The 26101-nt window shown below is 72.6% G+C and carries 22 protein-coding genes and 1 pseudogene; 14 read left to right on the top strand and 9 right to left on the bottom strand.

What is annotated here, in order from left to right:
• Window positions 1–35: 35 nt before the first annotated feature.
• Entirely contained in the window at window positions 36–785 is a 750-nt protein-coding gene (locus GA0070611_RS26615; protein ID WP_091670134.1) for a GH25 family lysozyme, read from the top strand.
• 75 nt (window positions 786–860) lie between these two features.
• On the opposite strand, the gene GA0070611_RS26610 is transcribed toward GA0070611_RS26615, so the two are convergent.
• Together GA0070611_RS26610 and GA0070611_RS26605 are read right to left on the bottom strand one after the other, a co-directional pair.
• Window positions 861–1091, bottom strand: coding sequence for a hypothetical protein (locus GA0070611_RS26610; protein WP_091670131.1), 231 nt, complete (start codon window positions 1089–1091; stop codon window positions 861–863).
• 88 nt (window positions 1092–1179) lie between these two features.
• Complete coding sequence (locus tag GA0070611_RS26605) at window positions 1180–3138, bottom strand: serine/threonine-protein kinase (protein WP_091670127.1); 1959 nt, start codon at window positions 3136–3138, stop codon at window positions 1180–1182.
• A 90-nt stretch (window positions 3139–3228) separates the two neighbouring features.
• Between GA0070611_RS26605 and GA0070611_RS26600 the strand changes: the two genes are divergently transcribed.
• The 5 genes from GA0070611_RS26600 (at window position 3229) to GA0070611_RS26575 (ending at window position 7855) form a co-directional block, all read left to right on the top strand.
• Window positions 3229–3438, top strand: a complete 210-nt coding sequence (locus tag GA0070611_RS26600) for an acyl-CoA carboxylase subunit epsilon (RefSeq protein ID WP_091670121.1) — start codon at window positions 3229–3231, stop codon at window positions 3436–3438.
• Between the two features lie 92 nt (window positions 3439–3530).
• Complete coding sequence (locus tag GA0070611_RS26595; RefSeq protein WP_091670118.1) at window positions 3531–4004, top strand: hypothetical protein; 474 nt, start codon at window positions 3531–3533, stop codon at window positions 4002–4004.
• Window positions 4005–5391: 1387 nt separating this feature from the next.
• The gene (gene mycP, locus GA0070611_RS26585; protein ID WP_407940457.1) at window positions 5392–6525 is read left to right on the top strand and encodes a type VII secretion-associated serine protease mycosin; all 1134 of its coding nucleotides are present in this window, start codon (window positions 5392–5394) and stop codon (window positions 6523–6525) included.
• Window positions 6526–6535: 10 nt separating this feature from the next.
• Window positions 6536–7192, top strand: coding sequence for a Maf family protein (locus GA0070611_RS26580; RefSeq protein WP_091670111.1), 657 nt, complete (start codon window positions 6536–6538; stop codon window positions 7190–7192).
• A 9-nt stretch (window positions 7193–7201) separates the two neighbouring features.
• Entirely contained in the window at window positions 7202–7855 is a 654-nt protein-coding gene (locus GA0070611_RS26575) for an O-methyltransferase (protein WP_091670107.1), read from the top strand.
• Between the two features lie 11 nt (window positions 7856–7866).
• On the opposite strand, the gene GA0070611_RS26570 is transcribed toward GA0070611_RS26575, so the two are convergent.
• From GA0070611_RS26570 to GA0070611_RS26555, 4 genes are all read right to left on the bottom strand, one after another.
• On the bottom strand, window positions 7867–9171 hold the full coding sequence (locus GA0070611_RS26570) for an MFS transporter (RefSeq protein WP_091670104.1): 1305 nt from the start codon (window positions 9169–9171) through the stop codon (window positions 7867–7869).
• A 63-nt stretch (window positions 9172–9234) separates the two neighbouring features.
• Window positions 9235–9990 (bottom strand): ABC transporter permease, encoded by a 756-nt coding sequence (locus GA0070611_RS26565; RefSeq protein WP_091670101.1) that lies wholly within the window; start codon window positions 9988–9990, stop codon window positions 9235–9237.
• A gap of 17 nt (window positions 9991–10007) precedes the next feature.
• Entirely contained in the window at window positions 10008–10967 is a 960-nt protein-coding gene (locus GA0070611_RS26560; protein ID WP_091670098.1) for an ATP-binding cassette domain-containing protein, read from the bottom strand.
• A gap of 123 nt (window positions 10968–11090) precedes the next feature.
• Complete coding sequence (locus GA0070611_RS26555; protein WP_091670094.1) at window positions 11091–11702, bottom strand: PadR family transcriptional regulator; 612 nt, start codon at window positions 11700–11702, stop codon at window positions 11091–11093.
• 145 nt (window positions 11703–11847) lie between these two features.
• On the opposite strand from GA0070611_RS26555, the gene GA0070611_RS26550 reads away from it, so the two are divergent.
• Window positions 11848–13599: an acetyl/propionyl/methylcrotonyl-CoA carboxylase subunit alpha gene (locus GA0070611_RS26550; protein ID WP_091670090.1), complete on the top strand. Its 1752-nt coding sequence runs from the start codon at window positions 11848–11850 to the stop codon at window positions 13597–13599.
• Window positions 13600–13719: 120 nt separating this feature from the next.
• Here GA0070611_RS26550 and GA0070611_RS26545 read toward each other — a convergent pair whose 3' ends face one another.
• The gene (locus GA0070611_RS26545) at window positions 13720–14616 is read right to left on the bottom strand and encodes a LysR family transcriptional regulator ArgP (RefSeq protein ID WP_091670087.1); all 897 of its coding nucleotides are present in this window, start codon (window positions 14614–14616) and stop codon (window positions 13720–13722) included.
• 77 nt (window positions 14617–14693) lie between these two features.
• Between GA0070611_RS26545 and GA0070611_RS26540 the strand changes: the two genes are divergently transcribed.
• Entirely contained in the window at window positions 14694–15293 is a 600-nt protein-coding gene (locus GA0070611_RS26540) for a LysE/ArgO family amino acid transporter (RefSeq protein ID WP_091673481.1), read from the top strand.
• Window positions 15294–15528: 235 nt separating this feature from the next.
• Window positions 15529–16968: a GuaB1 family IMP dehydrogenase-related protein gene (locus tag GA0070611_RS26535; protein WP_091670084.1), complete on the top strand. Its 1440-nt coding sequence runs from the start codon at window positions 15529–15531 to the stop codon at window positions 16966–16968.
• A gap of 36 nt (window positions 16969–17004) precedes the next feature.
• Here GA0070611_RS26535 and GA0070611_RS26530 read toward each other — a convergent pair whose 3' ends face one another.
• Window positions 17005–18627: a DHA2 family efflux MFS transporter permease subunit gene (locus GA0070611_RS26530; RefSeq protein ID WP_091670081.1), complete on the bottom strand. Its 1623-nt coding sequence runs from the start codon at window positions 18625–18627 to the stop codon at window positions 17005–17007.
• 55 nt (window positions 18628–18682) lie between these two features.
• Here GA0070611_RS26530 and GA0070611_RS26525 point away from each other — a divergent pair, with 55 nt between their 5' ends.
• The 4 genes from GA0070611_RS26525 to GA0070611_RS26510 all read left to right on the top strand — a co-directional run bounded on the left by GA0070611_RS26525 (window position 18683) and on the right by GA0070611_RS26510 (window position 23579).
• The gene (locus tag GA0070611_RS26525) at window positions 18683–19198 is read left to right on the top strand and encodes a MarR family winged helix-turn-helix transcriptional regulator (RefSeq protein ID WP_091670076.1); all 516 of its coding nucleotides are present in this window, start codon (window positions 18683–18685) and stop codon (window positions 19196–19198) included.
• Window positions 19199–19267: 69 nt separating this feature from the next.
• Window positions 19268–19789 (top strand): MarR family winged helix-turn-helix transcriptional regulator, encoded by a 522-nt coding sequence (locus GA0070611_RS26520; RefSeq protein ID WP_091670072.1) that lies wholly within the window; start codon window positions 19268–19270, stop codon window positions 19787–19789.
• Entirely contained in the window at window positions 19783–21516 is a 1734-nt protein-coding gene (locus tag GA0070611_RS26515; protein WP_091670067.1) for an ABC transporter ATP-binding protein, read from the top strand. Before GA0070611_RS26520 ends, GA0070611_RS26515 begins: the two co-directional genes overlap by 7 nt.
• Window positions 21513–23579 (top strand): ABC transporter ATP-binding protein, encoded by a 2067-nt coding sequence (locus GA0070611_RS26510; protein ID WP_157740391.1) that lies wholly within the window; start codon window positions 21513–21515, stop codon window positions 23577–23579. Before GA0070611_RS26515 ends, GA0070611_RS26510 begins: the two co-directional genes overlap by 4 nt.
• Before the next feature lie 155 nt (window positions 23580–23734).
• Here the strand turns inward: GA0070611_RS26510 and thrS are convergent.
• Window positions 23735–24973 (bottom strand): annotated as a pseudogene (thrS, locus tag GA0070611_RS26505) (threonine--tRNA ligase); the annotation flags it as partial.
• Window positions 24974–25457: 484 nt separating this feature from the next.
• Between thrS and GA0070611_RS26500 the strand changes: the two are divergent.
• Window positions 25458–26087 carry a DedA family protein gene (locus GA0070611_RS26500; protein ID WP_091673476.1) on the top strand — a complete coding sequence of 210 codons (630 nt, stop codon included), beginning with the start codon at window positions 25458–25460 and terminating at the stop codon, window positions 26085–26087.
• Window positions 26088–26101 lie beyond the last annotated feature (14 nt).

The following is a 26101-nucleotide window of genomic DNA, read 5'->3' as shown; positions in this document are numbered from 1 at the left end:
TGTCGTCAGTCGATCTGGCGTCCTTGGAGGCTTCAATGGTCCGCAGACTGTCCGTACGCCGGCTGCTCGCCGCCGGTCTCACCGTCGCCGCCACCGCGGCGGCGGCCCTCGTCGCCACGGCCGGACCGGCCGCCGCCGCGACCACCCCCGGCATCGACGTCTCGCACTACCAGGGCACCATCAACTGGACCAGCGTCAAGAACTCGGGCATCCAGTTCGCCTTCATCAAGGCCACCGAGGGCACCAGCGTCAAGGACTCGGCCTTCAACACCAACTACGTCAACGCGTACAACGCGGGCGTGATCCGGGGCGCGTACCACTTCGCCCGGCCGAACATCTCCGGCGGCGCGACGCAGGCCGACTACCTGGCCAGCAACGGCGGCGCCTGGTCCGCCGACAGCCGTACCCTGCCGGCCGCGCTCGACATCGAGGCCAACCCGTACAGCGGTGGCTACTGCTACGGCCTGAGCACGTCGGGCATGCGCACCTGGATCCAGGACTTCCTGAACCGCTACAAGTCCCGCACCGGCCGGTACGCGGTCATCTACACCACCACCAGCTGGTGGAACCAGTGCACCGGCAGCTGGACCGGCCCGTGGACCAACCACCCGCTCTGGCTGGCCCGCTGGTCGAGCACCCCGGGCAGCCTGCCGGCCGGCGCCCCGGTCTGGAGCTTCTGGCAGTACACCAGCAGCGGCAGCGTCTCCGGCATCAGCGGCAACGTGGACCGCAACTACTGGAACGGCGACCGCACCCGGCTGGTCGCCCTGGCCAACAACACCTGACGTACGCCCCGACAGCAATCGGCGGCAGCGGGACCTCGGTCCGGCTGCCGCCGCTGTCGTCCGTACCGCTGCGGGTCAGGCCCTGCGTCGCGTCACCACCGGCACGGGCACCTCGGCCCGCCCGGTCAGGGTGGTACGCCGGGCCAGCCGCCACGTCGCCACCCCCGCGACGACGAGGACCACGACCGCCAGCGCCGCGACCGGCGCGGACAGGCCGGCGGCCACCAGCAGCAGGACGACGTCGCCGAGCGCGACCAGCATCCACAGTGCCAGCCGGGGTCCGGTGTCCCGGTGTCGGTGACTCATGTCGTGCCTCCTTGCGTCGTCGCCGGTTCAATACCCCGGCGGACGGAAGGTCATGCGAATGAGTTTCGCGGCGCGGGAAAGCCGCAGGTCAGTTCTTCCGGTCCGGCTGGAAGCCCTTGATGATGACGTCCCAGTTGGCGAGGTTCGCGTCCCAGTCGCCGACCGGGACCTCCCAGCGCAGCGCGAAGCCCCGGTTGCTGGCGGTCGCCACGCCCCGGTTCCGGACGTGGATCCGGGCCCCGTCACGGGACTCGAACCAGTCCCAGTCGGCGCAGGTCCGGTACCACTTGCACGCCTGGATGTCGATGTACTCGTACTGGCTGACGTACCGGTGGCGGGAGGATTCCTTGCTCTTCCAGTCCGCGACCGCGTCCTTCTCGGGCGAGTTGGTCCACTGGATGAACAGCTCCCGCTTGCCACCCGTGGTGTCGTACACGATCACCGAGTTGTCCTGGCCGATCTTGGCCTTCATACCGGGCGGAATCGGCACCTTGAACCCGACGGGTCCGGTGTACAAGGTCCAGCCGGCCGGCAGGACGAAGCCGGTCGGTGACGGGCTGGCCGACGGGGTCGGGCTGGGCGCGGCGCTGCTCGGGGCGGCCGAGGTGGGCGCCGCCGCGGAGGTGGTCGGCGCCGGGGCCGCCGAGGTGGCCGCCGCCGGCTGACCACCGTCGTCCTTCTGGTCGCCGCCGCGGTTCAGCAACGGCACCACCACCGCCAGGCCGACCAGCAGCAACAGTGCCAGCGCACCGAGCAGCAGGTTGCGGCGGTTGCGCTCCGGTCGCGTACCCGGGATCACCGCGGCCCGGCCGGTCGACGGCGCGGGACTCACCGGCTCGGCCAGGACCGAGGTCGGGTTCTTCGGCGGGGCCGGCGGCGCCGCCGCGTCGGCCTTCGGGCCGTCCACCCGGGTCTCGTCCAGGCCCCCGACGGCCTCGTCCACCCGGGTCTCGTCGTCGACGGCCGGTGGCGTGGTGTCGAGCTTCGCGGTCGGCTCGGCGACCGGCGGGTCCACCTTCGCCGTCGGCGCGGCGTCGGCGGCGGAAGCCGTCGCGGCAGCGGCTCCGGCCGCCGCGGCCGTACCCGGCAGGAACCTGCGCCCGGCGGACGGGCGCGCCGGCTGGTCGTCGGCCGGACGCGGCGCCGGCACCAGCGGCGGGCGCGGCTCGCGCGGACCGTTCGGCCCCGGCCGGCGTACGCCGTCGAGCAGCGGGATGGACTTGGCGCGGCGGCCGACGGCCTTGCGGAGCATGCGCTCGGCGACCTCGGCGGTGATCCGCTCGTCGGGATCCTTGCGCAGCAGCCCCTGGAGCACCGGCTTGAGCGGCCCGGCGTTCTTCGGCGGCGGCAGCGGCTCGGTGGCCAGCGCCGCCAGGGTGGCGATCGCCGACGGCCGCGCGTACGGCGACTTGCCCTCCACGGCCGCGTAGAGCGTCGCGCCCAGCGACCAGAGGTCGGCCTCCGGCCCCGCCGTGCCGTCGCGCGCCCGCTCCGGCGCGATGTACGCGGGCGAGCCGAGCACCATGCCGGTGCGGGTCACGTTCGGGTCGCCCGGGATGGTGGCCAGGCCGAAGTCGGTGAGCACCACCCGGCCGTCGTCGCCGATCAGCACGTTGCCCGGCTTGACGTCGCGGTGCATGATGCCGGCCTTGTGGGCCGCCTTCAGCGCGCCCAGCACCCCGAGACCGATCTCGACGGCCTTCGCCGACGACACCGGGCCGTCCTCGGCGATGATGTCCTGCAACGACTTGGACGGCACGTACTCCATCACGATCCACGGATCACCGTCGGTGCGGAGCACGTCGAAGATGCGGACCACGTTGATGTTGTTGAGCCGGGCGATGGCCCGCGCCTCCCGCAGCGAGCGTTCGCGCATCTCGCGCCGCTCCTCCGGGGTCAGGCTGGGCGGCGGGACGAGCTCCTTGATGGCCACGTCCCGGTGCAGGACCTCGTCGCGCGCCTTCCATACCCGACCCATGCCGCCCTGGCCGAGCGGCGAGATGAGCCGGTACCGGTCGGCGACGAGTTGGGGAAGCGCGTTAGACATCGCTGAAACCGTACCCAACAGGTGCGACGGCCATACCGGCGGCACGCCACTGTCTGGCGAAGGTCAAGTTCGCGACCGTACCCTGATGTCATGTCTGCCGAAGAGCCGCTGTTCCGGATCGTCCGTGGGGTCCCCACCGCCGAGGAGCTGGCCGCGCTGGTCGGCGCCGTCATGGTGCGGACCCGGCCGGTCGCCGCCGCCGCGCCGGCCCCCGTGTCGCACTGGGCGCGCAGCGCCCGTCCCACCGCCGGCCCGCGCTCCGGCCCGGGCGCGTGGCGGGCCTCCGGCCTCCCCCGCTGACCTTTTTCGGGTACCCGCCGGGACTGCCGGGATTCCGCGCGAGCCGTTAACCTCACTCAGGGAAACGGCGCGGTGACGGGCAGGGAGGGACGATGATCCCCGAGGAGAACCAGCCGGCGGGTTGGCTGCACGGGTACGGCGGCATCGAGGCGGACATCCAGCGGATGCGCGAGTTCGCCGACCGGCTCCACGAGGAGGTCGCGCGCAACTACGCCCCCCACCTGTCGTACATCGCCGACGACATGAAGGCCGCCGTGCCCCGCCCGGCGGACGCCTTCGTCGAGCTGGTGCAGTTCCTCCAGGCACACCACGAGACCCAGCAGGCCACGGCCGAGGTGGTCTGGGGGATGGTGCCGGCCACCGGGCACCTGGCCGAGGCCGCCGGCCACATCGCCGCCAAGTACCGGCACACCGACGCCTTCGCGGCCGCCCGCGTCGCCGACGTCGAGAGCGCGCTGGCCGGCACGACCACGACCCCACCACGGCCACTGCCGAGGCTCTCCGATCCCCGCACGCCCGAGGGCGGGCGGCTCGCGCCCGGAGACGGCCCGGCGGTGCTTCCGTGATCGAACGGGGCGGCGGACGCACCTCCGGCATCACCGACTGGCGACTGATGGACGTCGGCAGCATGTGGGCCTGCCTCCAGGACCAGGACACCACCGGGCAGTGGAAACAGGTCGCCGGCTGGCGGAAGGTCTGCGACCTCGCCCTGGCGCACCTGGGCCGCCTGCGCGAGTACCGGCGCGGCCTCGCCGAGGCCTGGCCGCCGGAGACCAACGCCGCCGCCCGCGCGTACATCGGCGAACTCGACCAGCTCATCGACCGCGTACAGCGCACCCACGACGCCGCCGCCGCGAACTACGACGCACTCGCCGCCGCCGCCCGCGCCATCGGCAGCACCCGCACCGAACTCAAGCCGCTGTACGACGAGTACCTGGCCAAGTACCGGCAGAAGCTGGCGTACGAGGCGACAGCCGCCGACCCGAAGGCGGTGGCGGGGAGCCGGCTGCCCGCCACGAACCCGGTGACGGACGCGGACCTGCAGCAGTTGAACGACCGGGCGCGGGGGTTGATGTCGGGGTTGAGCGGCGAACTCCAACAAGCCCAAGCCATGCTCCGCCAACCACCACTCCAGAAGTCTTGGCCGGCCCGCGACCAACCAAAAACCGAGCCAACCGAAGTGCCACAGCCTCCGACAATTCCCCCAATCGTTGCCGTGCCACTACCCTCAGGCGGGCCGTCGGCTCGAGTTAGCCCGGCAAAAGTAGTCGGAGAGCCCGCGACACTCCCTTCACCCCCCGGAGTTGGCCCAATTCTCGGTGGTACCGGAACACTGACCCCCACCTCGCCTAACGTTGGCCTTACGCCCCCGTCCATATCTCAACCGATCAGCGGTTCCGCGCCGACTCTTCCCGGTCTTTCCACGCCGCCCAGTCCCTACATACCACCAAGTCCATACACAGGGTCATCTGAACCTGCCCGAGGACTGGCCGCAGAGGGCGGCAAGGCAGTCCCAAACGGCAGCGCAAGACCAACGCTCCCTGGCGGACTCATCGGCGGCGGCCCTGGAGGCGGTATAGGCCAGAGTGGCGGCAGCCTTCCTCCTCGCCGGGCAAATCCCGTGGGTGGAGTTATCGGAGGAGGAGGCGCAGGTACTGCACCCACAGGTGCAGCGGGTTCGAGGCCCAACGCAAGGCGTTCACAGGCGACCTCACTCCACGGACTATCCCCACTCGGCGGTTCGCCGGGCATGGGAGGTCCGGGCACTGCTGGAAGTCCCATGAAGGCGGGACGAGACGAGCGCGGGCACCACACCCGCCAGCCATGGGATCCCGATCACCCTTGGGAAACCGATGAAGGAGTTCCACCGGTGGTACGGCCGCCGGACGAGAGAGGACCGATCGATCCAGGCCCGGCAATCGGCTTCGATAGGTGAGAAACTCTGCGAGCCGCATCACTTTAACCACCCTCGCTGCCCTGCTGTTGGCGGTAACGGTGACTGAGCCAGCACCGGCTACGGGAGCCGCTAAATGTTCCTCGGCCATAGTGGACGATACACAAATCCTGCAATGGCATCTCCGATACTTGAAGGCTGCGCAAGCGCAGGCAATAGCGCGAGGTGCTGGTGTCATCGTGGCGATACCAGACACCGGGATCGCTCCTCATCCCGACCTGAAGAATAATCTTCTGCCCGGCGTGGATCTCACTCCCACGGGCGGGGACGGTCGCGAAGACCTAGACGGTCATGGCACCGGGATGGCCGGACTAGTTGCCGCGCATGGAATACGGGCAGGGACAGGAGCCCTTGGCATAGCGCCGGACGCAAAGCTCATGCCGATCCGAGGAAAGGCGACAAGCGCGGGCGGTGACGTAGAGGACCTTGCCGCAGGGATAGAATTTGCCACCTCCCATGGGGCTGACGTGATCAGCATTTCAGCCGTTTCCGCTGCCTCCGTGAGACTGCAACAAGCAATAAGACTTGCACTGCAATCGAACATCGTAGTAGTTGCAGGTGCAGGAAATCGTCCCGAAGATACCCACGTCGGCTACCCGGCTTCTGAACCCGGGGTGATCGCTGTCGGGGGCGTTGACAAGAACGGGAATCACGCGGCCATCTCGGTCACCGGACCTGAGATCGACGTGGTCGCTCCTGCTGTCGACATCTACAGCACGAGCATCAACGGCGGCTACCGCGTCGGCACCGGCACGTCCGATGCGACGGCGATCGTTGCCGGTGCTGCTGCCCTGATCCGCTCTAAATACCCCGACCTGCCCGCCGAGGAGGTCGCTCACCGCCTCACCGCCACCGCGATCGACAAAGGGCCGCCCGGCCGGGACGACGAGTACGGCTACGGGGTCATCGACCTGGTGGCGGCGCTGACGGCCGACGTACCCCCGCTGGGTTTCGAATCGTCGCAGGTCACGCCGCCGGCGTCGACCGTGGCCGAGTCAGGAGATCCGGGTGACGGTGGGGCGACGGCGCGCGGGCTCGCCACGTTGGGGGTGCTGGTCGCGGCGGGCGGTGCTTATCTCGCCTGGCGGCGTCGTCGTCGTGCCGAGGATCCGCCGCCGCGCGTCAGCCGGTAGCGTCGACGGGGTGTCGACCTCCATGCCGCTGCGCCTCGTGCTCGCCTCGCAGAGTCCTGCCCGCCGCAAGTTGCTCCAGGCCGCCGGGATCGAACCCGACGTGCTGGTCAGCGGCGTCGACGAGTCACAGGTGGTCAGCGACCGGGCCGAGGAGCTGTGCCTGGAGCTGGCCCGGCTGAAGGCGCAGGCGGTGCTGGGCCGGCTGCGTCCGACGCCGGAGGAGCGCACGCTGGTGTTGGGCTGCGACTCGGTGCTGGCGTTCGACGGGGAGATCCTGGGCAAGCCGGCGGACGCAGCGGACGCCACCCGGCGCTGGGAGCGGATGCGTGGGCGCAGCGGGGTGCTGCACACCGGGCACTGCCTGATCGACGTGGTGCACGAGTCGCGGGCGGAGGCGGTGGCGTCGACCACCGTGCACTTCGCCGACGTGTCGGACGACGAGATCGCCGCGTACGTGGCGACGGGTGAGCCGCTGGCGGTGGCCGGGGCGTTCACCATCGACGGGTTGGGCGGGGCGTTCCTGACCGGCATCGAGGGGGACCCGGGCACGGTGGTGGGGCTCAGCCTGCCGCTGCTGCGGAGTCTGCTCGCCGAGTTGGAGCTGAGCATCACCGATCTGTGGACGAAGGTCGCGCCGGGGGGCCAGGAGATCGAGCATCTCGGCTAACGTCCGATCATGAGCACGAAGCCGTTGCCGTTGACCCCGGAACTGCACGCGTACCTGGTGGCGCACGGATCGACCCCGGACGAGATCGTCCGGGAGTTGGCCGAGGAGACCCGCGCCGCCCTGCCCGACCAGGCCGACATGCAGGTCGCGCCGGAGCAGGCCGCGTTCCTGACCTTCCTCACCCGGCTGCTCGGCGTACGGCAGGCGGTGGAGGTGGGCACGTTCACCGGCCTGTCGTCGTTGGCCATCGCCCGGGGGCTGGCCGAGGGCGGCCGGCTGACCTGCTTCGACATCTCCGAGGAGTACACCGGCGTGGCCCGGCGTTACTGGGCCCGGGCCGGCGTGCAGGACCGGATCGAGCTGCGGATCGGCCCGGCGGCGCAGACGCTGCGGGAGCTGCCCCGGGAGCGTCACCTGGACTTCGCTTTCATCGACGCGGACAAGGTCGGCTACCCGGTGTACTGGGACGAGCTGGTGCCGCGGATGCGTCCCGGCGCGGTGATCGCGGTGGACAACACGCTGCGCGGCGGCCGGGTGCTGGCCCCGCAGAACGCCGACGACCGCGCGATCGCCGCCTTCAACGACGACGTCCTCGCCGACGTCCGCGTCGAGGCGGTCATGCTTCCCCTCGCCGACGGCGTCACCCTCGCCCGGGTGCGCTGAGCAGGGCGCTACTACGGGGAAACCGTGGTCTCCGCGCGGTCGGAGACAGCAGTTTCCCCGAAGTAGCGTGGGTCCGGCTCGGGCGGTGCGGCGACCGGGGGCAGCGCGCGGCCGAGGCGCACCGTCAGCAGCAGCGCCGCCGCGATGAAGCCGGGCAGCAGCAGGAAGGCCAGGTGCGGTCCGACACCGTCGGCCACCCAGCCGAGGGCGACCGGGGCGATACCGAAACCCACCCCCATCGAGTACGACGACCAGCCCGCCGCCTTGTCGGCGGCGGGCCCGGCGGCGGTCAGGGCGATGGAGATGGCGAGCGGGTAGTGCAGCGCGTTGCCCAGCCCGAGCACGACCAGGCCGGTGACCGCGAGCCAGCCGACCGGGGCGGACCAGAAGAGTACGAAGCCGACCAGTGAGACGGTGAGCGCGGCGAGCAGCAGCGGCACGGGGCGCCAGCGCAGCGCGAACCGGCCGCCGGCCAGCCGGCCGACGAACATGCCGCAGACGATCGCCGCGACGGCCGCCGACGCCGTGCCGGCGCTCAACCCGGCATGGGTACGCAGCACGTCCGCCGTCCAGAGCGACAGGCAGACCTCGATCGAGCCGGTGACCGCCATCAGCACCCAGGCGATCCAGTAGGCCCGGGGCAGCCGCCCGCCCCTTGCGGAGGACACCGCGCGGGAGGCGGGGACGGCCGGGGAGTCGGGTGTCCGGGTGGGAGGTGCGGGGGTGCCGGCAGCCGCGACAGCGGGGGCGGCCTGCGGTCGGCGTACCCGCAAGGTCAGGGCGGTGAGGGCGACCGCCGCGATCAGGGCGACCTCGACGGCCATCGCCGGCCGCCAGCCGAGGCCGGCGTCCACGCCGGCGCCGATGACCAGCGGCGCGAGGATGCCCATGCCGGCGCAGGCGGCGTTGGCCTCGGCCAGCGCGGCGGGCGCGCGCGGGCCGTGGTGGGCGGTGAGCACCACGTTGACCCCGCTGATCACCATCATGCCGAAGGTGGCGACCACCGCGACGGCGGCGATGGTGGCGGGCAGTGGGCGCACCAGGCCGAGCGCGGCGACGCCGGCGGCCACACCGGCCAGGCCGAGCCAGGTGGTCGGGCCGCGGCCGAGACGGCGGGCGACCGGGGCGAAGAGCGCGCCGCCGAGCAGCGCGCCGACGGCGATGCCGGTGCTGTGCAGGCCGGCGACGGCGGCGCTGGTGCCCTGTTCGTCCCGGAGCAGCGGTACGACCGGCCCGAACCCGTAGAGGAAGAAGCCCCACAGGCCGAGCTGGGCGTAGGTCAGCCAGGTCGTCCGGTCACGGGTGAGGCGGGGCACCGGCCTTACGCTACGCGCGTCGGGCCGGTGCCCCGCCCCAGGTGAGAGGCAGCTCTCGTCGGGTCAGCGGACGCTGCGGGCGAACTGGCGGGCGGCCCAGACCACCCCGGCGACGGCGAGCACCGCGATGATGGTCAGCCCCTGCCAGACCTTGTCGTTGCCCAGGTCACCGGCGAAGAGGGCGCGCACCCCGTCGACCGCCCAGGAGAACGGGTTCCACTTGGCGACGCCCTGGAGCCAGCCGGGGGCGAAGGTGAGCGGCAGCAGGATGCCGGAGAGCAGCAGCACCGGCTGGGCGACGGTGTTCATCAGCGGGGCCAGCGCGTCCTCGCTCTTGACCTTGAGTGCGACGCCGTACGAGACGGCCGAGGTCATCAGCGCGATCAGGGCCAGCATCAGGTACGCCAGGAGCAGGTACCCGATGAAGACGCGCAGGTCGAACAGGAGCGCCAGCAGCGTGATGATCACGGCCTGCACGAGCAGCGAGACGACGTCGCGCAGGGACCGGCCGAGCAGCAGGGCGAGCCGGCTGACCGGGGTGACCCGGGACCGCTCGATCACCCCGGACCGCAGCTCGGCGATCAGCCCGAAGCCCTGGAAGAGGCCACCGAAGATGGCCAGCAGGACCAGCAGGCCGGGCACGAAGACCTTGTAGGCGGCGGCCTGGCTGGGCGCGTTCAGGGCGGGCTTGAGCAGCGGGGCGAAGAGCAGCAGGTACATCACCGGCTGGAAGACGCCGACGAAGACCCAGACCGGGTTGCGCAGCAGCAGCTGGATCTGGCGCTGGAAGATGAGCCAGGTGTCACGGGCGAATTTCATGACAGCTTCTCCGGTTCTCAGGACTCGCGCAGCGAGCGGCCGGTCTTGGTGAGGAAGACGTCGTCCAGGCTGGGCCGGTGCAGCTCGATGGAGCGCAGGTCCAGGCCGGCGTGGTCGAGGCGGCGCAGCACCTGCGGGATGGCGGTGGCGCCGTCCTCGACGTAGAGGCGCAGGCCGCCCTCGTCGACGGTCTCCAGCTTGCCCACGTACGCCTCGGTGTCGAGCAGTTCGGCGGCGCGCGGGGTGGTGGCGGCGTCCAGGCCGACGAGCACCACCTCACCGGAGATCTCCCGCTTCAACTCGGCGGGCGTGCCCTCGGCGACCACCTCGCCGTGGTCCATGATCGCGATCCGGTCGCAGAGCGCGTCGGCCTCGTCGAGGTAGTGCGTGGTGATGAAGACGGTCATCCCCTCGGTGCGCAGCCGGCGGATCTCGTCCCACATGTGGGCGCGGCTCTGCGGGTCGAGGCCGGTGGTCGGCTCGTCCAGGAAGACGATCTTCGGCTCGTGGATGATGCCGAGCGCGATCTCGACCCGGCGGCGCTGGCCGCCGGAGTAGGTCTTGCACTTGCGGTCGGCGTACTCGCTGAGCTGGAAGGCGTCCAGCGCCCGGGTGGCCCGCCGGTGCGCCTCGTCCTTGCCGATCCCGTAGAGCCGGGCCTGGAGCACCAGCTCCTCACGGGCGGTGGACTCGTCCCAGGTGCTGCCGCCCTGCGGCACGTAGCCGATCCGGCGGCGCACCCCGGCCGGGTCCTTGCGCAGGTCCGCCCCGGCGATGGTGGCCTCGCCGCCGTCCGGCTCGATGAGGGTGGCGAGCATCCGCAGGGTGGTGGTCTTGCCGGCGCCGTTGGGGCCGAGGAAGCCGAAGATCTCCCCCTCGGCGACCTCCAGGTTCACCCCCCGGACCGCGTCCACGGTCTTCGTCTCGCGACCCGCCCGGGAGCGGAACGACTTCCGCAGCCCTCTGGTCTCGATCATGTCTGCTCCTGGTCGTCCGGGCCGGACGTGACCGGCCGCCGATCGTCCGCAACGGGGACACACCTCTCCCGCGCGGCTCGCGGAGAGAGGCTATCGCGATATAGCTCTTATGGTCAACGTTGATTAATGCGTGTCTTCCGTGGGCGGTGGACCGCCGTCGTTCCAGCCCGACCACCCGTCGCCCCGCTCCATCCCAGCGGGCAGGTACGACACTCCCGACTCGATCCGCTCCGCGATCCGCTCGCACCAGGCCATGTCCGCCTCGGCCCGGGCCGCCCAGAGCTCGAACATCCACCCCACGTGCACCGGCTTCGACTTCCTGACCCAGTCCGACTCCAGCGAGGCGCGCATCGACTCGATCCCGGCCCGCAGCAGGTTGGCCCGGTTGCGCAGCGCCGCCGCCGCCTCCTCGCGCGGCAGCGCGGGCAGGAACGAGAAGGCGGCCGTGAACGGGTCCGGCCGCTCGTTGAGCTGCCACCACTGGGCCCGCAGCAGCGTCTCGAACTCCTCCTCCCCCTTCGGGGTCACCTCGTACGTGGTGCGCGCCGGGCGGGCACCCACCTGCTCGGTGGTCACCGCCCGGAGCAGTCCCTCGTCGGCGAGCTTGCGCAGCGCGTGGTAGATCGATCCGGGCTGCACGTTGGCCCACTTGTCCGCGCTCCAGCTCAGCAGCTCCCGGCGTACGTCGTAGCCGTGCACCGGCTGCATCCACCGGACCAGCCCCAGGATCATCATTCGGGTTGCCGACACCGGACAAGCGTAATAAACAAGTTTGACCAATGCGCGACACGACAGTGCCGCATCCCACACTGAGCGATCGTTAGGGTCGCCGGGGTGGCCGATACACTCCCGGAATCGACCTCCGGGGAGGAGCCACAAGGTGCGCAAGGTACTCATCGCCAACCGCGGCGAGATCGCCGTCCGCGTCATCCGGGCCTGCCGCGACGCCGGGCTGGCCAGCGTCGCCGTCTACGCGGACTCCGACCGGGACGCCCTGCACGCCACCCTGGCCGACGAGGCGTACGCCCTCGGCGGCGACAGCGCCGCCGACAGCTACCTGCGCATCGACAAGCTGATCGACGTGGCCGCCCGCGCCGGCGCCGACGCGGTGCACCCGGGCTACGGCTTCCTCTCCGAGAACGCCGACTTCGCCCAGGCCGTCCTCGACGCCGGGCTGACCTGGATCGGCCCCACCCCGCAGGCGATCCGCGACCTCGGCGACAAGGTGACCGCCCGGCACATCGCCCAGCGCGCGGGCGCGCCGCTGGTCCCCGGCACCCCGGACCCGGTCGGCAACGCCGACGAGGTGATGGCCTTCGCGGTCGACCACGGCCTGCCGGTCGCCATCAAGGCGGCCTTCGGTGGCGGCGGGCGCGGCCTCAAGGTGGCCCGCACCATGGAGGAGATCCCGCACCTGTTCGAGTCGGCCACCCGGGAGGCGGTCGCCGCGTTCGGCCGGGGCGAGTGCTTCGTCGAGCGGTACCTGGACAAGCCCCGGCACGTCGAGGCGCAGGTCCTCGCCGACCAGCACGGCAACGTGATCGTGGTGGGCACCCGGGACTGCTCGCTGCAGCGCCGGCACCAGAAGCTGGTCGAGGAGGCCCCCGCGCCGTTCCTCACCGAGGCGCAGCGCCGGCAGATCCACGACAGCGCCAAGGCGATCTGCCGGGAGGCCGGCTACCACGGCGCCGGCACGGTGGAGTACCTGGTCGGCGCGGACGGCACGATCTCGTTCCTGGAGGTCAACACCCGGCTCCAGGTCGAGCACCCGGTCACCGAGGAGACCGCCGGCATCGACCTGGTCCGCGAGCAGTTCCGGATCGCCGACGGCGAGAAGCTGCGGCACACCGAGGACCCGACACCGCGCGGGCACGCCATCGAGTTCCGGATCAACGGCGAGGACCCGGGCCGCAACTTCCTGCCCGCCCCGGGCACCGTCACCGCGCTGCGGCTGCCGAGCGGCCCGGGCGTGCGGGTGGACACCGGCATCTCGGCCGGCGACGTGATCGGCGGCAACTTCGACTCGCTGCTGGCGAAGGTGATCATCGTCGGCGAGACCCGTACCGAGGCGCTGGAGCGGGCCCGCCGGGCGCTGGACGAGATGGTCGTCGACGGCATGGCCACCGCGCTGCCCTTCCACCGCCTGGTGGTCCGGGACGAGGCGTTCACCGCCGAGCCGTTCACCGTGCACACCCGCTGGATCGAGACCGAGTTCGACAACACCGTGCCGGCCTTCACCGCCGTCGCCGGCGCCGGCGAGGAGCCGGCCGAGCGCGAGACCGTCGTGGTCGAGGTCGGCGGCAAGCGGCTGGAGGTCGTCCTCCCCGCCGGCCTCGGCGCGGGTACGGCAGCCGCCGCGCCCGCCGCGAAGAAGCCGGCCCGCCGGGGCGGCGGCGCGAAGGCCGGCGCGGCGGTCAGCGGTGACGCGCTCACCTCCCCCATGCAGGGCACCATCGTCAAGATCGCCGTGGCGGACGGGGACACCGTCGCCGAGGGCGACCTGGTCGTCGTGCTGGAGGCGATGAAGATGGAGCAGCCGCTGCACGCCCACAAGGCGGGCACGGTCAGCGGCCTCTCCGCCGAGGTCGGCGCGGTGATCACCGCCGGCGCGGCGATCTGCACCATCGCCTGAGTTCCACCGGAGGGCCCCTTCCCGACGCCTGGCGTCGGGAAGGGGCCCTTCGGCACACCCGGCCGGCCCGGCGCAGGGTGCCGACGGTTCAGTGCCGGGTGTCGGCGGCCCGGTGCCGGCTCAGTGCAACGTCTCGGCGGCGACCGCGCGGACGGCGGCGGTGAGCGCGTCCAGCACGGTCGACTCCAGTCGCCAGTGCTGCCAGTACAGCGGCACGTCGACGTGCCGGGTCGGGTCCAGGTCGACGCAGACCCCGGCGGCGAGGTCGGGCCCGGCGAGCGGCTCCGGGATCAGCGCCCAGCCGAGGCCGCGCCGGACCGCCTCGCTGAACGCCGGCACCGACGGCAGGTAGTGCGCCGGCGGGTACAGGTCCCGGCCGGTCACCGCCCGGATGAACCGGTGCTGCACCCGGTCCTTGCGGTCGAAGACGAGCACCGGCGCGACGGCGAGCGCCGCGGCGGTCAGCCCGTCGGCGAACCACCGCCCGGCCAGCTCCGGGGTGGCCAGCGCGCGGTAGCGCAGCGCGCCGAGCCGGCGTACCCGGCAGCCCTGGACCGCCTCGCGCTGCGCGGTCACCGCCGCCAGCACCGAGCCGTCGCGCAGCAACTCGGCGCTGTGGTCCTGGTCGTCCTGGCGTACGTCGAACCGGAGTGCCAGCTCCGCCGGCACCCGGGCCAGCGCGTCGACGAACCAGGTGGCGAGGGAGTCGGCGTTGACCGCCACCGCCACCCGGGTGCCGTCCCGCGTGCCCGCCAGTGGGCCCCGTGCCTCGGCCAGCGCCTCGCTCTCCAGCAGCACGAGCTGGCTGGCGAGCCGCAGCAGGGGGCGGCCCGCCTCGGTGATCCGGCAGGGCCGGCCCCGGCGGACCAGCACCTGCCCGACGGTGGCCTCCAGCGCCTTGATCCGTTGGCTGACCGCCGACTGGGTGACGTGCAGCAGCCGGGCCGCCCGGTCGAAGCTGCCCTCCCCGACCACGGCGGCGAGCGTCCGCAGCTGGGTGGAGTCGACTCCTTCCATCAGCTCAGCTTATGCAACGTCAGAAAGTTCAGTTGGACCGGTCGAAGCGGCCCTCGTAGCGTCGAGGAGTGCCCGACATCCTCACCTCCGCCCTCGCCGGGCTCACCGTCTCCGCCGCCCTGATCGTCGCCATCGGCGCGCAGAACGCCTTCGTCCTGCGGCAGGGCCTGCGCCGGGAACACGTCGCACCGGTCGTCGCCATCTGCGCGCTCTCCGACGCCGTACTGATCACCGCGGGGGTGGCCGGCGTGGGGACGGTCGTCTCCGACCGGCCGGGACTGCTGACCGCGATCCGCTGGGCCGGTGCCGCGTTCCTGCTCGGGTACGCCGTGCTCGCCGCCCGCCGCGCGGTACGCCCCGACGCGCTGCGGCCCAGCGAACGCCCGGCCGCCACCCTCGGCGCCACGGCGCTGACCTGCCTCGCCTTCACCTGGCTCAACCCGCACGTCTACCTGGACACCGTGCTGCTGGTCGGCGGGGTCGCCCAGCAGCACGAGCACCGGTGGGCCTTCGGGGCGGGCGCGGCCACCGCCAGCCTGCTCTGGTTCACCGCCCTGGGCGGCGGGGCCCGCCGGCTCGCCCCGCTGCTCGCCCGTACCGCCGCGTGGCGCGTCCTCGACGGCGCCGTCGCCGCCGTCATGGTCGCGGTGGCCGCCACCCTCCTCCTCAACCCCTGACCACCCGCCCCGCCCCGCCCCGCCCCGGCCCGGCCCGGCCCGGCGATCTTGCACTTGGTGCCCCGACACAAGTGACCGAAGCGGACGCCGATGGGGCAGTAAGTGCAAGATCGCGGAGGCGGGGCGGGGCGGGTCGGGGCGGGGGCGGGGCGGGAGCAGGAGGTGGGCGGGGGGAGGGAGGTGTTTTCCGCGACTGGCGGGGGTGGGGGCGGCGGCGGGCGGGAATGATGGCCGGGTGAGGTTCCTTCATGGCGCGGTTCCCGCGCACGACCTGACCTACAACGACGTCTTCATGGCGCCCAACCGCTCCGAGGTGGGGTCCCGGCTCGACGTCGACCTGGCGACGCCCGACGGCACCGGCACCACGATCCCGTTGGTGGTGGCGAACATGACCGCGGTGGCCGGCCGGCGGATGGCCGAGACGGTGGCCCGGCGGGGCGCGATCGCGGTGATCCCGCAGGACATCCCGATCGAGGTGGTGGCCAACGTCGTCGCCTGGGTCAAGCAGCGCCACCTGGTGCACGACACGGCGATCACCCTCGGCCCGACGGACACCGTCGGCGACGCGATCCACCTGCTGCCGAAGCGCTCGCACGGCGCGGTGGTCGTGGTCGACGAGGCGGGCCGGCCGCTCGGTGTGGTCACCGAGGCGGACACCGTCGGCGTGGACCGGTTCGCCCAACTCCGGCACGTGATGTCGACCGAGCTGCACACGGTGCCGGCGGACGCGGACCCGCGTACCGGCTTCGACCGGCTCTCCGCCGGCCGGCGGCGGCTCGCCCCGGTGGTGGACGACGAGGGCCGGCTGGTGGGGGTGCTGACCCGGCAGGGCGCGCTGCGGGCCACCCTCTACAAGCCGGCGGTGGACGACCGGGGTCGGCTGCGGATCGCCGCCGCGGTGGGGATCAACGGCGACGTGACCGGCAAGGCCGCCGCGCTGCTGGAGGCCGGGGTGGACACCCTGGTGGTGGACACCGCGCACGGCCACCAGGAACGGATGATCTCGGCGCTGCGGGCGGTGCGCAAGCTGGACCCGGGGGTGCCGGTCGCGGCCGGCAACGTGGTCACCGCCGAGGGGGTACGCGACCTGGTGGAGGCGGGCGCCGACATCGTCAAGGTCGGGGTCGGGCCGGGCGCGATGTGCACCACCCGGATGATGACCGGCGTGGGCCGGCCGCAGTTCTCCGCGGTGCTCGACTGCTCGGCGGCGGCCCGGGCGCTGGGCCGGCACGTCTGGGCCGACGGCGGGGTACGGCACCCGCGGGACGTGGCGCTGGCGCTGGCCGCGGGCGCGTCGAACGTGATGATCGGCTCCTGGTTCGCCGGCACCTACGAGTCCCCCGGTGACCTCTACACCGACGCGGACGGCCGGCGGTACAAGGAGAGCTTCGGCATGGCGTCGTCCCGCGCGGTCAGCGCCCGGACGGCCGAGGACAGCGCGTTCGACCGGGCCCGGAAGGCGATCTTCGAGGAGGGCATCTCCTCGGCCCGGATGTACCTGGACCCGACCCGTCCCGGCGTCGAGGACCTGATCGACGAGATCATCTCGGGGGTGCGCAGCGCCTTCACCTACGCGGGCGCGCGCAACCTGGACGAGTTCCACGAGCGGGTGCTGGTCGGCGTGCAGAGCGCCGCCGGCTACACCGAGGGCATGCCGCTGCCGACCAGCTGGTGATCCGGGTGGGGGCCCCGGTCCGGGGCCCCCACCCGCTCACACCTGGGCCGGTTCGGCGCTGGCCGGCGGGGCGTCGCCGGTGGCCTCGGCGCGGACCCGGGGCAGTCGCAGGCAGGCGAGCAGGCCGACCAGCAGGAAGCCCGCCGCGGCGAAGGCCGCGTACCGGGTGGCGTCGGAGAAGGCGACCTTGGCCTCCTCGGCGATCGGGGCGGTACGCGGGTCGGCGGCCAGCCCGGTGATCGCCGCGCCGGCGCTCTCCTTGACCGCCGTCACCACCTGCTCCCGCTGGGCCGGGGCGAGCCCGGGCTGGTCGGCGAGCCGGTCGGTGAGGATGCCGCCGAGGCCGGCGAAGAGCACCGTGCCGAGCACCGCGATGCCGAGCGCCGAGCCGACCTGCCGGGCGGTGCTCTGCAGCCCGGAGCCCTGACCGCTGCGCTGCACCGGCACCTCGGCCAGGGAGACGCCGGTGAGCTGCGCGGTGGCCAGGCCGACGCCGATGCCGTACACGAAGAGGAAGCCCACCGGGGCCCACCAGGTGGTGTCCGGGGCGACCACGAGGCCGAGCCCGGCCACGCCGACGAGTTCGGCGGCCACGCCGAGCTGGACCACCCGGGCCGCACCCCAGCGCTGGGTCAGCGGGGCCCCGATGCCGCTGGCCAGGAAGCTGCCGACGGCGAGCGGCAGCAGCGCGAGACCGGTCCGGAAGGCGCTGTAGCCGAGCACGTTCTGGAACCACAGCGGCAGGGCGAAGAGCAGGCCGAACTCGCCCAGGCTGACGATCGCGGCGGCGAGGATGCCGTTGCGGAACGAGCCGATGCCGAACAGCGAGAGGTCGAGCAGGGCGGGGCGACCGGCCCGGTTGCGGCGTACCTGCTCGGCGAGGAAGACGCCGAGCGCGGCGAGGCCGACCAGCCCGGCGACCGGCACCGGCGAGACGTTCGCCGTCCAGTCCAGGCCGAAGAGGCTGAACGGCCGCTCCCGCTCCCACCAGCCGTAGGTGCGGCCCTCGATGAGGGCGAAGACGACGCCGGTCATGCCGATCACCGAGAGCAGCGCGCCGAGCAGGTCGACGCCGCGTTCGGCCCGGTCGTCGCGGGACTCGGCGACCAGGATCAGGGTCGCCACGATCACCGCCAGGCTGACCGGGATGTTGATGCCGAACGCCCACCGCCAGGAGTAGGTGGTGGTGAGCCAGCCGCCGAGCAGCGGCCCGAGCGCCGCCGCGCCGCCGATGGTGGAGCCCCAGATGGCGAAGGCGATGCCCTTCTCCCGGCCGCGGAAGTTGGCGTTGAGCAGGGAGAGCGAGGTGGGCAGCATCATCGCGCCGCCGATGCCCTGCAGCACCCGGGCACCGATCAGCGCCGGGCCGCTGCCGGCGAGCGCGGCGAGCACGCTGGCCACCACGAAGACGGTCACCCCGGTGACGAACATCCGGCGGCGTCCGCTGCGGTCGGCGAAGCGCCCGGCCACCAGCAGCAACGCGGCGAAGACCAGGGTGTACGCCTCCTGCACCCACTGCGCGTCGGTGGAGGTGACCTCCAGGTCCCGGATGATCTGCGGTACGGCGACGTTCACGATCGTGGCATCCACGATGATCATCGCCACGCCGAGGCTGATGGCGAGCAGCCCCCACCACCGCCCGCGCCCCTCGCTGCGCATCACTGCCTCCCTCTTAGCTAGTTTTTCTAGCTACCTGAGATGCTAGCTTTTACCCATGGAGGGGGTGCCGTCAACCGGAGCGCCGCTCGAGCCGAGCGCCACGCCCGCGACCAGCGAGGCCGCCCGCGCGCTGCGCGAGGTGCTGCGGGTGGCCGGGGACACCCGCTCGGCACTCGCCCGCCGGCTCGGCATCGGGGCCACCGATGCCGCCGCCATCGACCACCTGGTCTCCAGCGCCGAACCGCTCGGCCCGGTGGAGCTGGGCAACCGCCTCGGCATCCGCTCGGCCTCGGCCACCACGCTGGTCGACCGGCTGGTGCAGGCCGGGCACGTGGAGCGGACGCCGCACCCGCACGACCGCCGCCGACTCTCGCTCCAGGTCACCGAGCACGCGGTGACCGAGGTGCTGGCGGCGCTGCGACCGATGCTGACCGGCGTCGAGCGGGCGGTCGCCCGGTTGACCCCGGAGCAGGCCGAGGCGACCACGGTGTTCCTGCGCGAGGTGGCCGAGGTGATGCGCGACTACATCGCCACCGCCCCGGACGACCCGACCCCGCCCCGCCGCCCCTGAGCGACACCCCGGAGTCGGATTCCGGAAATTAGTTTGGTCCCTGACGATCTGGGCGCTAATCTCTTCGCCATGGGTCCCCTCGTCACCTTCTCCGACGCCATGCGTCACGCGCCGCTCGGCCGGCTGGTCTCCATCGCGGGTCACGTCGTCGAACAGCACTGGGGTCGCTACCTGGCCGAGCACCACGGGCTCACCTCGGCCGGCATGCGCGTGCTGATGATCCTGGCCCGGGCCGGCGACAGCACCCACCGGGAAATGGCCGAGCGCTGCTTCGTCCGCCCCGCTACCCTCACCGGGATCGTCGACACCCTCGAACGCGACGGCTTCGTCTCCCGCCAGCGGGACCCCCAGGACCGCCGCAGCGTGCAGCTCACCCTGACCGACAAGGGTCGCGCACACGCCGACGACATCGTCGACCTGATGCACAGCGACCGCCCGCTCACCTCGGTCGACGCCGACCCGGCCAAGCGGGAGATCATCCGGCAGTTCCTCACCGAGGTCATCACGACCATGTCCGACGGGGACCCCCGCCGGTTGAACCGAGACAGCGAGCCCGACACCGAGACGACACCGGGGAGCCGTCCGTGCTGATCCGCCTGCTCCGCACCCAGCTGCGCCCGTACCGGAAACTGCTGGCCGCCGTGGTGGCCTTCCAGTTCGTCGGCACGCTGGCCTCGCTCTACCTGCCCAGCCTCAACGCCGACATCATCGACAAGGGCGTCGCGGTCGGCGATACCGGCCGGATCCTGCGCACCGGCGGCTGGATGCTGCTGGTCAGCCTGCTCCAGATCGCCTGCTCGATCGCCGCCGTCTACTTCGGCGCGAAGACCGCGATGGGCTTCGGCCGGGACCTGCGCGGCGCGATCTTCGGCCAGGTCAACCGCTTCTCCGCCCGCGAGGTCGCCCGGTTCGGGGCCCCCTCGCTGATCACCCGCAACACCAACGACGTGCAGCAGGTGCAGATGCTCGTGCTGCTCAGCTGCACCATGCTGGTCGCCGCGCCGATCATGAGCGTCGGCGGCGTGGTGATGGCGCTCCGCGAGGACGTCGGGCTCTCCTGGCTGCTGCTGGTCAGCGTGCCGGTGCTGGCGGTCCTGCTGGGCCTGCTCACCCGCCGGATGGTGCCCGGCTTCCGGCTGATGCAGGACCGGATCGACACGGTCAACCGGGTGCTGCGCGAGCAGATCACCGGCATCCGGGTGGTCCGGGCCTTCGTCCGGGAGCCGTACGAGACCGACCGCTTCGGGGTGGCCAACGCCGACCTGACCGCGACCGCGCTGCGGATCGGCCGGCTCCAGGCGATGATCTTCCCGCTGGTGATGCTGGTGCTGAACGTCTCCAGCGTCGCGGTGCTCTGGTTCGGCGCCGGCCGGGTCGACTCGGGGCAGATCGAGATCGGCGCGCTGACCGCCTTCCTCCAGTACCTGATGCAGATCCTGATGGCGGTCATGATGGCCACCTTCATGCTGATGATGGTGCCCCGGGCGGCGGTCTGCGCCGAGCGCATCGTGGAGGTGCTCGACACCGACTCCTCGGTGGTGCCGGCCGAACGGCCGGTGACCGAGGTGACCGGGCACGGTGAGCTGGAGCTGCGCGGGGTCGGCTTCCAGTACCCGGGCGCCAGCGCCCCGGTGCTGCACGACATCTCGTTCCGCGCCACGCCCGGCCGCACCACCGCGATCATCGGCTCCACCGGCGCCGGCAAGACCACCCTGCTCAGCCTGATCCCCCGGTTGGTCGACCCGACCGCCGGCACGGTGCTGGTCGACGGGGTGGACGTCCGCGAGCTGGCCCCGGAGGAGCTGTGGCGGCGGATCGGGCTGGTGCCGCAGCGGCCGTACCTGTTCACCGGCACGGTCGCCAGCAACCTGCGGTACGGCAACCCGGACGCCACCGACGCCGACCTCTGGGCGGCCCTGGAGATCGCCCAGGCCCGCGACTTCGTGGCCGAGATGGCCGGCGGCCTGGACGCCCCGATCGCGCAGGGTGGCACGAACGTCTCCGGCGGCCAGCGGCAACGGCTGGCGATCGCCCGCGCGCTGGTCCGCAAGCCGGAGATCTACCTGTTCGACGACTCGTTCTCCGCGCTCGACCTCGGCACCGACGCCCGGCTGCGGGCCGCGCTGAAGCCGGTCACCGCGGACGCGGCGGTGGTGATCGTGGCCCAGCGGGTCTCCACGATCGTCGACGCCGACCAGATCATCGTGCTCGAGGACGGAGGAGTCGTCGGGATGGGACGACACGACGACCTGCTCGACAGCTGCCCCACGTACGCCGAGATCGTGGCGTCCCAGCAGACCGAGGAGGTGCCGGCATGAGCGGGCACACCGACCGGCCCGGCGGCGCGACCGCCGTCGAGGAGAAGGCGACGCCGAAGCGGCTGCCCCCCGGCGGCCGGCGCGGCGGCCCACCGCACATGAACATGGGCATGCCCGCCGAGAAGGCGATGAACTTCGGCCCCTCGGCCCGCCGACTGCTGGGCCGGCTCCGGCCGCACCGGCTGCCGCTGGCCGGGGTGCTCGGGCTGGCGCTGCTCAGCGTCGGGCTGAGCGTGACCGGGCCGAAGGTGCTCGGCCACGCCACCGACATCATCTTCAGCGGCGTGATCGGCCGGCAGCTGCCCGCCGGCAGCAGCGTCGACCAGGTGGTGGCGGGCGCCCGCGCGGCGGGCAACGACAACTTCGCCGACATGCTGGCCCGGATGCAGGTGGTGCCGGGCGTCGGCATCGACTTCACCCGGCTGGGCCGGGTGCTCGCCCTGGCCCTGGCCCTCTACGTGGGCGCGAGCCTGCTGATGTGGGCGCAGGGCTGGCTGCTCAACGGCGTCGTGCAGCGGACCGTGCTGCGGCTGCGCGCCGAGGTGGAGGAGAAGCTCAACCGGCTGCCGCTGCCCTACTTCGACCGCCAGCCCCGCGGTGAGCTGCTGAGCCGGGTCACCAACGACATCGACAACATCGCGCAGACCCTCCAGCAGACGCTGAGCCAACTGCTCACCGCGCTGCTGACCGTGGTCGGCGTACTGGCGATGATGTTCTGGATCTCGCCGCTGCTGGCGCTGGTCGCCCTGGTGGCGGTGCCGCTGTCGGTGCTGGTCACCAGCCGGATCGCCAAGCGGTCCCAGGGCCGGTTCATCGCCCAGTGGACGCACACCGGCGAGCTGAACGGCCAGATCGAGGAGGCGTACACCGGCCACGAGCTGGTCAAGGTCTTCGGCCGGCAGAAGGAGGTGGAGGCCGCCTTCCACGCCAAGAACGAGGAGCTGTTCCGGGCCAGCTTCGGCGCGCAGTTCATCTCCGGGATCATCATGCCGGCGATGTTCTTCATCGGGAACCTCAGCTACGTGGCGATCGCGGTGGTCGGCGGCCTGCGGGTGGCCTCGGGCTCGATGAGCCTCGGTGACGTGCAGGCGTTCATCCAGTACTCGCGCCAGTTCACCCAGCCGCTCACCCAGGTCGCCTCGATGGCCAACCTGCTCCAGTCCGGGGTGGCCTCGGCCGAGCGGGTCTTCGCGGTCCTCGACGCCGAGGAGCAGAGCGCGGAGCCGGCGCGGCCGGCCCGGGTCGCCGACCCGCACGGCCGCGTCGAGTTCGCACACGTCTCGTTCCGGTACCTGCCGGAGCAGCCCCTGATCGACGACCTCTCGCTGGTCGCCGAGCCCGGGCACACCGTGGCCATCGTCGGCCCGACCGGGGCCGGCAAGACCACCCTGGTCAACCTGATCATGCGCTTCTACGAGCTGGACGCGGGCCGGATCACCCTCGACGGGGTGGACATCACCACGATGCGCCGCGACGAGCTGCGCGGCCGGATCGGCATGGTGCTCCAGGACACCTGGCTCTTCGGCGGCACCATCCGGGACAACATCGCGTACGGCCGGCCGGACGCCACCGAGGAGGAGATCCTGGCCGCGGCCCGGGCCACCTTCGTGGACCGCTTCGTGCGCAGCCTCCCGGACGGCTACGACACGGTGATCGACGAGGAGGGCAGCAACGTCAGCGCCGGCGAGAAGCAGCTCATCACCATCGCCCGCGCCTTCCTCGCCGAGCCGTCGCTGCTGATCCTGGACGAGGCGACCAGCTCGGTGGACACCCGGACCGAGGTGCTGCTCCAGCGGGCGATGGCGGCGCTGCGCTCGGACCGGACCAGCTTCGTCATCGCGCACCGGCTCTCCACCATCCGCGACGCCGACCTGATCCTGATGATGGAGCGGGGCCGGATCGTGGAGCAGGGCAGCCACGACGAACTGCTCGCCGCGAACGGCGCGTACGCCCGGCTCTACCGCTCGCAGTTCGCCGGCGCGGTGCTCACCGACGAGATCCCCCCGGTGCCGGGGGTCGGCCCCGCCGGGCCCCGCCCGGCCGTCGCGCCGGCCGGGAACTGAGCGTGTCCCCGGCCACCGGCGGCGCGCGCCGCGGCAGGTCACGGTCCCCCCGAACGGTGGGACCGCGACCTGCCGCGACCGGCTCACGACAGCCCGGGAGCGACGCGGCCGGCGCGCCGGTGACCGGACGACGGGACGACGACCGCCCGGCGCGGTCAGCCGGGCGGGAGCAGCTCGGCCGAGCGGGCGGCGACCACCGCCTCGATCAGCCCCAGCGCGTCGGCCGCCGGCCTCGGGTCGAGCCCCAGGCCGTCGCGCAGCCGCAGCGAGAGCGACCCCTCGGCGACCTCCCGCGCGCCGAGCACCCCGACGTACGGCACCTTGCGGCGGGCCGCGTCGCGGATCCGGGCACCCAGCGAGCCGGCGTGGTCGACCTCGACCCGCAGCCCGGCGTCCCCGGCCCGGCGGGCCAGTTCACCGGCCGCCCCGGCCTGTTCGGCGTCGACCGGCAGCAGCACCAGCTGCACCGGGGCGTACCAGGCGGGGAAGGCGCCCCCGTGCACCTCGATCAGGTACGCGAAGAGCCGTTCCATGCTGCCGACCAGGCTCCGGTGCACCATCACCGGCCGCTTCCGACCGCCGTCCGCGTCGGTGTACGACAGGTCGAACCGCTCCGGCTTGTCGAAGTCGAGCTGGACGGTGGAGATGGTCGACTCCCGGCCGGCCGCGTCGACGATCTGGATGTCGATCTTCGGGCCGTAGAAGGCCGCCTCACCGGGCGCCTCGACGAAGTCGACCCCGTCGAGCGCGGCACGCAGCAGTTCCTCGGCCCGCGCCCACTGGGCGTCGTCGCCGACGTACTTCTCCCCCGGCCCGCGCAGCGACAGCCGGAACCCGGCCGGCCGGACGCCGAGCGCCGCGTGCGCCTCGCGGATCAGCCGCAGGATCTCCCGTACCTCGTCGCCGACCTGCTCCAGGGCGCAGAAGTTGTGCGAGTCGTTCAGCGAGATGGCACGGACCCGGGACAGCCCACCCAGCACGCCGGAGCGTTCCGCCCGGTACATGCCGCCGATCTCGGCGACCCGCAACGGCAGCTCCCGGTAGGAGCGGCCCCGGGCCCGGAACACCAGCGCGTGGTGCGGGCAGAGCGCCGGGCGGAGCACGAACTCGTCGTCGGCGCTCAGCCGCATCGGCGGGAACATGTCGTCGGCGAAGTAGCCGAGATGCCCGGAGAGCTCGAACAGCTCCCGTTTGCCCAGCGGTGGGGAGTAGACGTGCCGGTAGCCGGCGCGGCGCTCCAGGTCCCGCACGTACTCCTCGACGGCGTGCCGGGCGGCGGCGCCGGCCGGCAACCAGATCGGCAGCCCGGCGCCCGCGAGCGGGTCGGAGACGAACAGCTCCAGCTCCCGGCCGAGCCTGCGGTGGTCGATCATGTCGCTCTCCTTGATCCGGTACGACCCGGAGGCGAGCTGGCCCGGAACGCCGCGAGGCCCCGGGGCGGTTCGCCCCGGGGCCTCGTCGACGGTTACGTCAGTGCGGCGCGCCGGGGATTCCCGGCGTCGTGGTCACCTCCGCGCTGCGCATGCGGTGACGGTACGCGCGACGGATCTCCTCGCGCACCCGGATTTGTGGGAGTGGGTGCGGGTCGCCGGCTCGGGACCGGCCGGCGACCCGCCGCGATCCGGCCGTCAGGAACGGGGGACCCGACGTCCACGGATTCGCGTCCCGTCAACGGTACGCCGCCGATCGTCGATCCGCCGCCCTGTCCGGTGTCCGGCGACACACCGGCGACGGGTCACGTCCGGCCCGGCCGGCTCGTTGTCCATGGAAGGCCCGGTCGTGTCGGCGGTCACCACCGGCCGGGGCCGTCCCCGGTGATCCCCGCCACGGGGGCAGGCTCGGTACGGTCCAACGGGGAAATCCGGCGAGGTGGCGGTCGTGCCCGAACTCATCACTGACGTCGCGTCGCCGATGTGGGCGTACCTGGCCCTGATGGCGCTGCTCGCCGCCGACGCGTTCGTGCCGGTGGTGCCGACCCAGATCGTCATGATCACCAGCGGCGCGCTGACCGTTTACGGCGGACTCAGCCTCCCGCTCACCATCGCGGTCGGCGCGGTCGGCGTCTTCGCCGGCGACCTCGCCTGCTACCTGCTGGGCCGGCGCGCCCCGGACCGGCGGGAGGCCGGCCGGCACGCCGCCCCCGGACGGGCCCGCCGGGCCGCCGCCCGGGTCACCCGGGGGCTGCGCGAGCCGGGGCCGCTGGTGATCCTGCTCTGCCGGTTCGTACCCGGGGGCCGGATGGCCGCCTGCTTCTCGGCCGGGCGCAGCCGCTACCCGTACCGCCTCTTCCTGCTCTACGAGGCCGCCGCGGCCCTGGGCTGGGCGAGTTACGGCACGCTCGTCGGCCACCTGGGCGGCACCGCGCTGACCGAGTCGGCGTGGCGACTCGCGGTGATCGGCGCGGCGGCTGCGGCCGGCTTCGCCGGTGCCGGCTGGGCGATGACCGCCATCAGCGCCCGCCACACCCCCCGCCCTGCTGAGCCCCGCGTCAAGGTCACCGTCGACTGACCCGAGCAACCGAC

Source organism: Micromonospora auratinigra, assembly GCF_900089595.1.
GTDB lineage: Bacteria > Actinomycetota > Actinomycetes > Mycobacteriales > Micromonosporaceae > Micromonospora > Micromonospora auratinigra.
Note: the sequence above shows the minus strand (reverse complement) of the source record. Positions and strands in the feature narration are given on the sequence as shown.

Bases quoted from the DNA above. Each gene is read 5' to 3' on its own strand.
- GA0070611_RS26560 (WP_091670098.1), bottom strand. From the start codon at position 10,967: ATGATCGAGACCAGAGGGCTGCGGAAGTCGTTCCGCTCCCGGGCGGGT.
- GA0070611_RS26520 (WP_091670072.1), top strand. From the start codon at position 19,268: ATGGGTCCCCTCGTCACCTTCTCCGACGCCATGCGTCACGCGCCGCTC.
- GA0070611_RS26530 (WP_091670081.1), bottom strand. From the start codon at position 18,627: ATGCGCAGCGAGGGGCGCGGGCGGTGGTGGGGGCTGCTCGCCATCAGC.
- GA0070611_RS26610 (WP_091670131.1), bottom strand. From the start codon at position 1,091: ATGAGTCACCGACACCGGGACACCGGACCCCGGCTGGCACTGTGGATG.
- GA0070611_RS26555 (WP_091670094.1), bottom strand. From the start codon at position 11,702: ATGATGATCCTGGGGCTGGTCCGGTGGATGCAGCCGGTGCACGGCTAC.
- GA0070611_RS26600 (WP_091670121.1), top strand. From the start codon at position 3,229: ATGTCTGCCGAAGAGCCGCTGTTCCGGATCGTCCGTGGGGTCCCCACC.
- GA0070611_RS26545 (WP_091670087.1), bottom strand. From the start codon at position 14,616: ATGGAAGGAGTCGACTCCACCCAGCTGCGGACGCTCGCCGCCGTGGTC.
- GA0070611_RS26525 (WP_091670076.1), top strand. From the start codon at position 18,683: ATGGAGGGGGTGCCGTCAACCGGAGCGCCGCTCGAGCCGAGCGCCACG.
- GA0070611_RS26565 (WP_091670101.1), bottom strand. From the start codon at position 9,990: ATGAAATTCGCCCGTGACACCTGGCTCATCTTCCAGCGCCAGATCCAG.
- GA0070611_RS26575 (WP_091670107.1), top strand. From the start codon at position 7,202: ATGAGCACGAAGCCGTTGCCGTTGACCCCGGAACTGCACGCGTACCTG.
- GA0070611_RS26615 (WP_091670134.1), top strand. From the start codon at position 36: ATGGTCCGCAGACTGTCCGTACGCCGGCTGCTCGCCGCCGGTCTCACC.
- GA0070611_RS26605 (WP_091670127.1), bottom strand. From the start codon at position 3,138: ATGTCTAACGCGCTTCCCCAACTCGTCGCCGACCGGTACCGGCTCATC.
- GA0070611_RS26510 (WP_157740391.1), top strand. From the start codon at position 21,513: ATGAGCGGGCACACCGACCGGCCCGGCGGCGCGACCGCCGTCGAGGAG.
- GA0070611_RS26595 (WP_091670118.1), top strand. From the start codon at position 3,531: ATGATCCCCGAGGAGAACCAGCCGGCGGGTTGGCTGCACGGGTACGGC.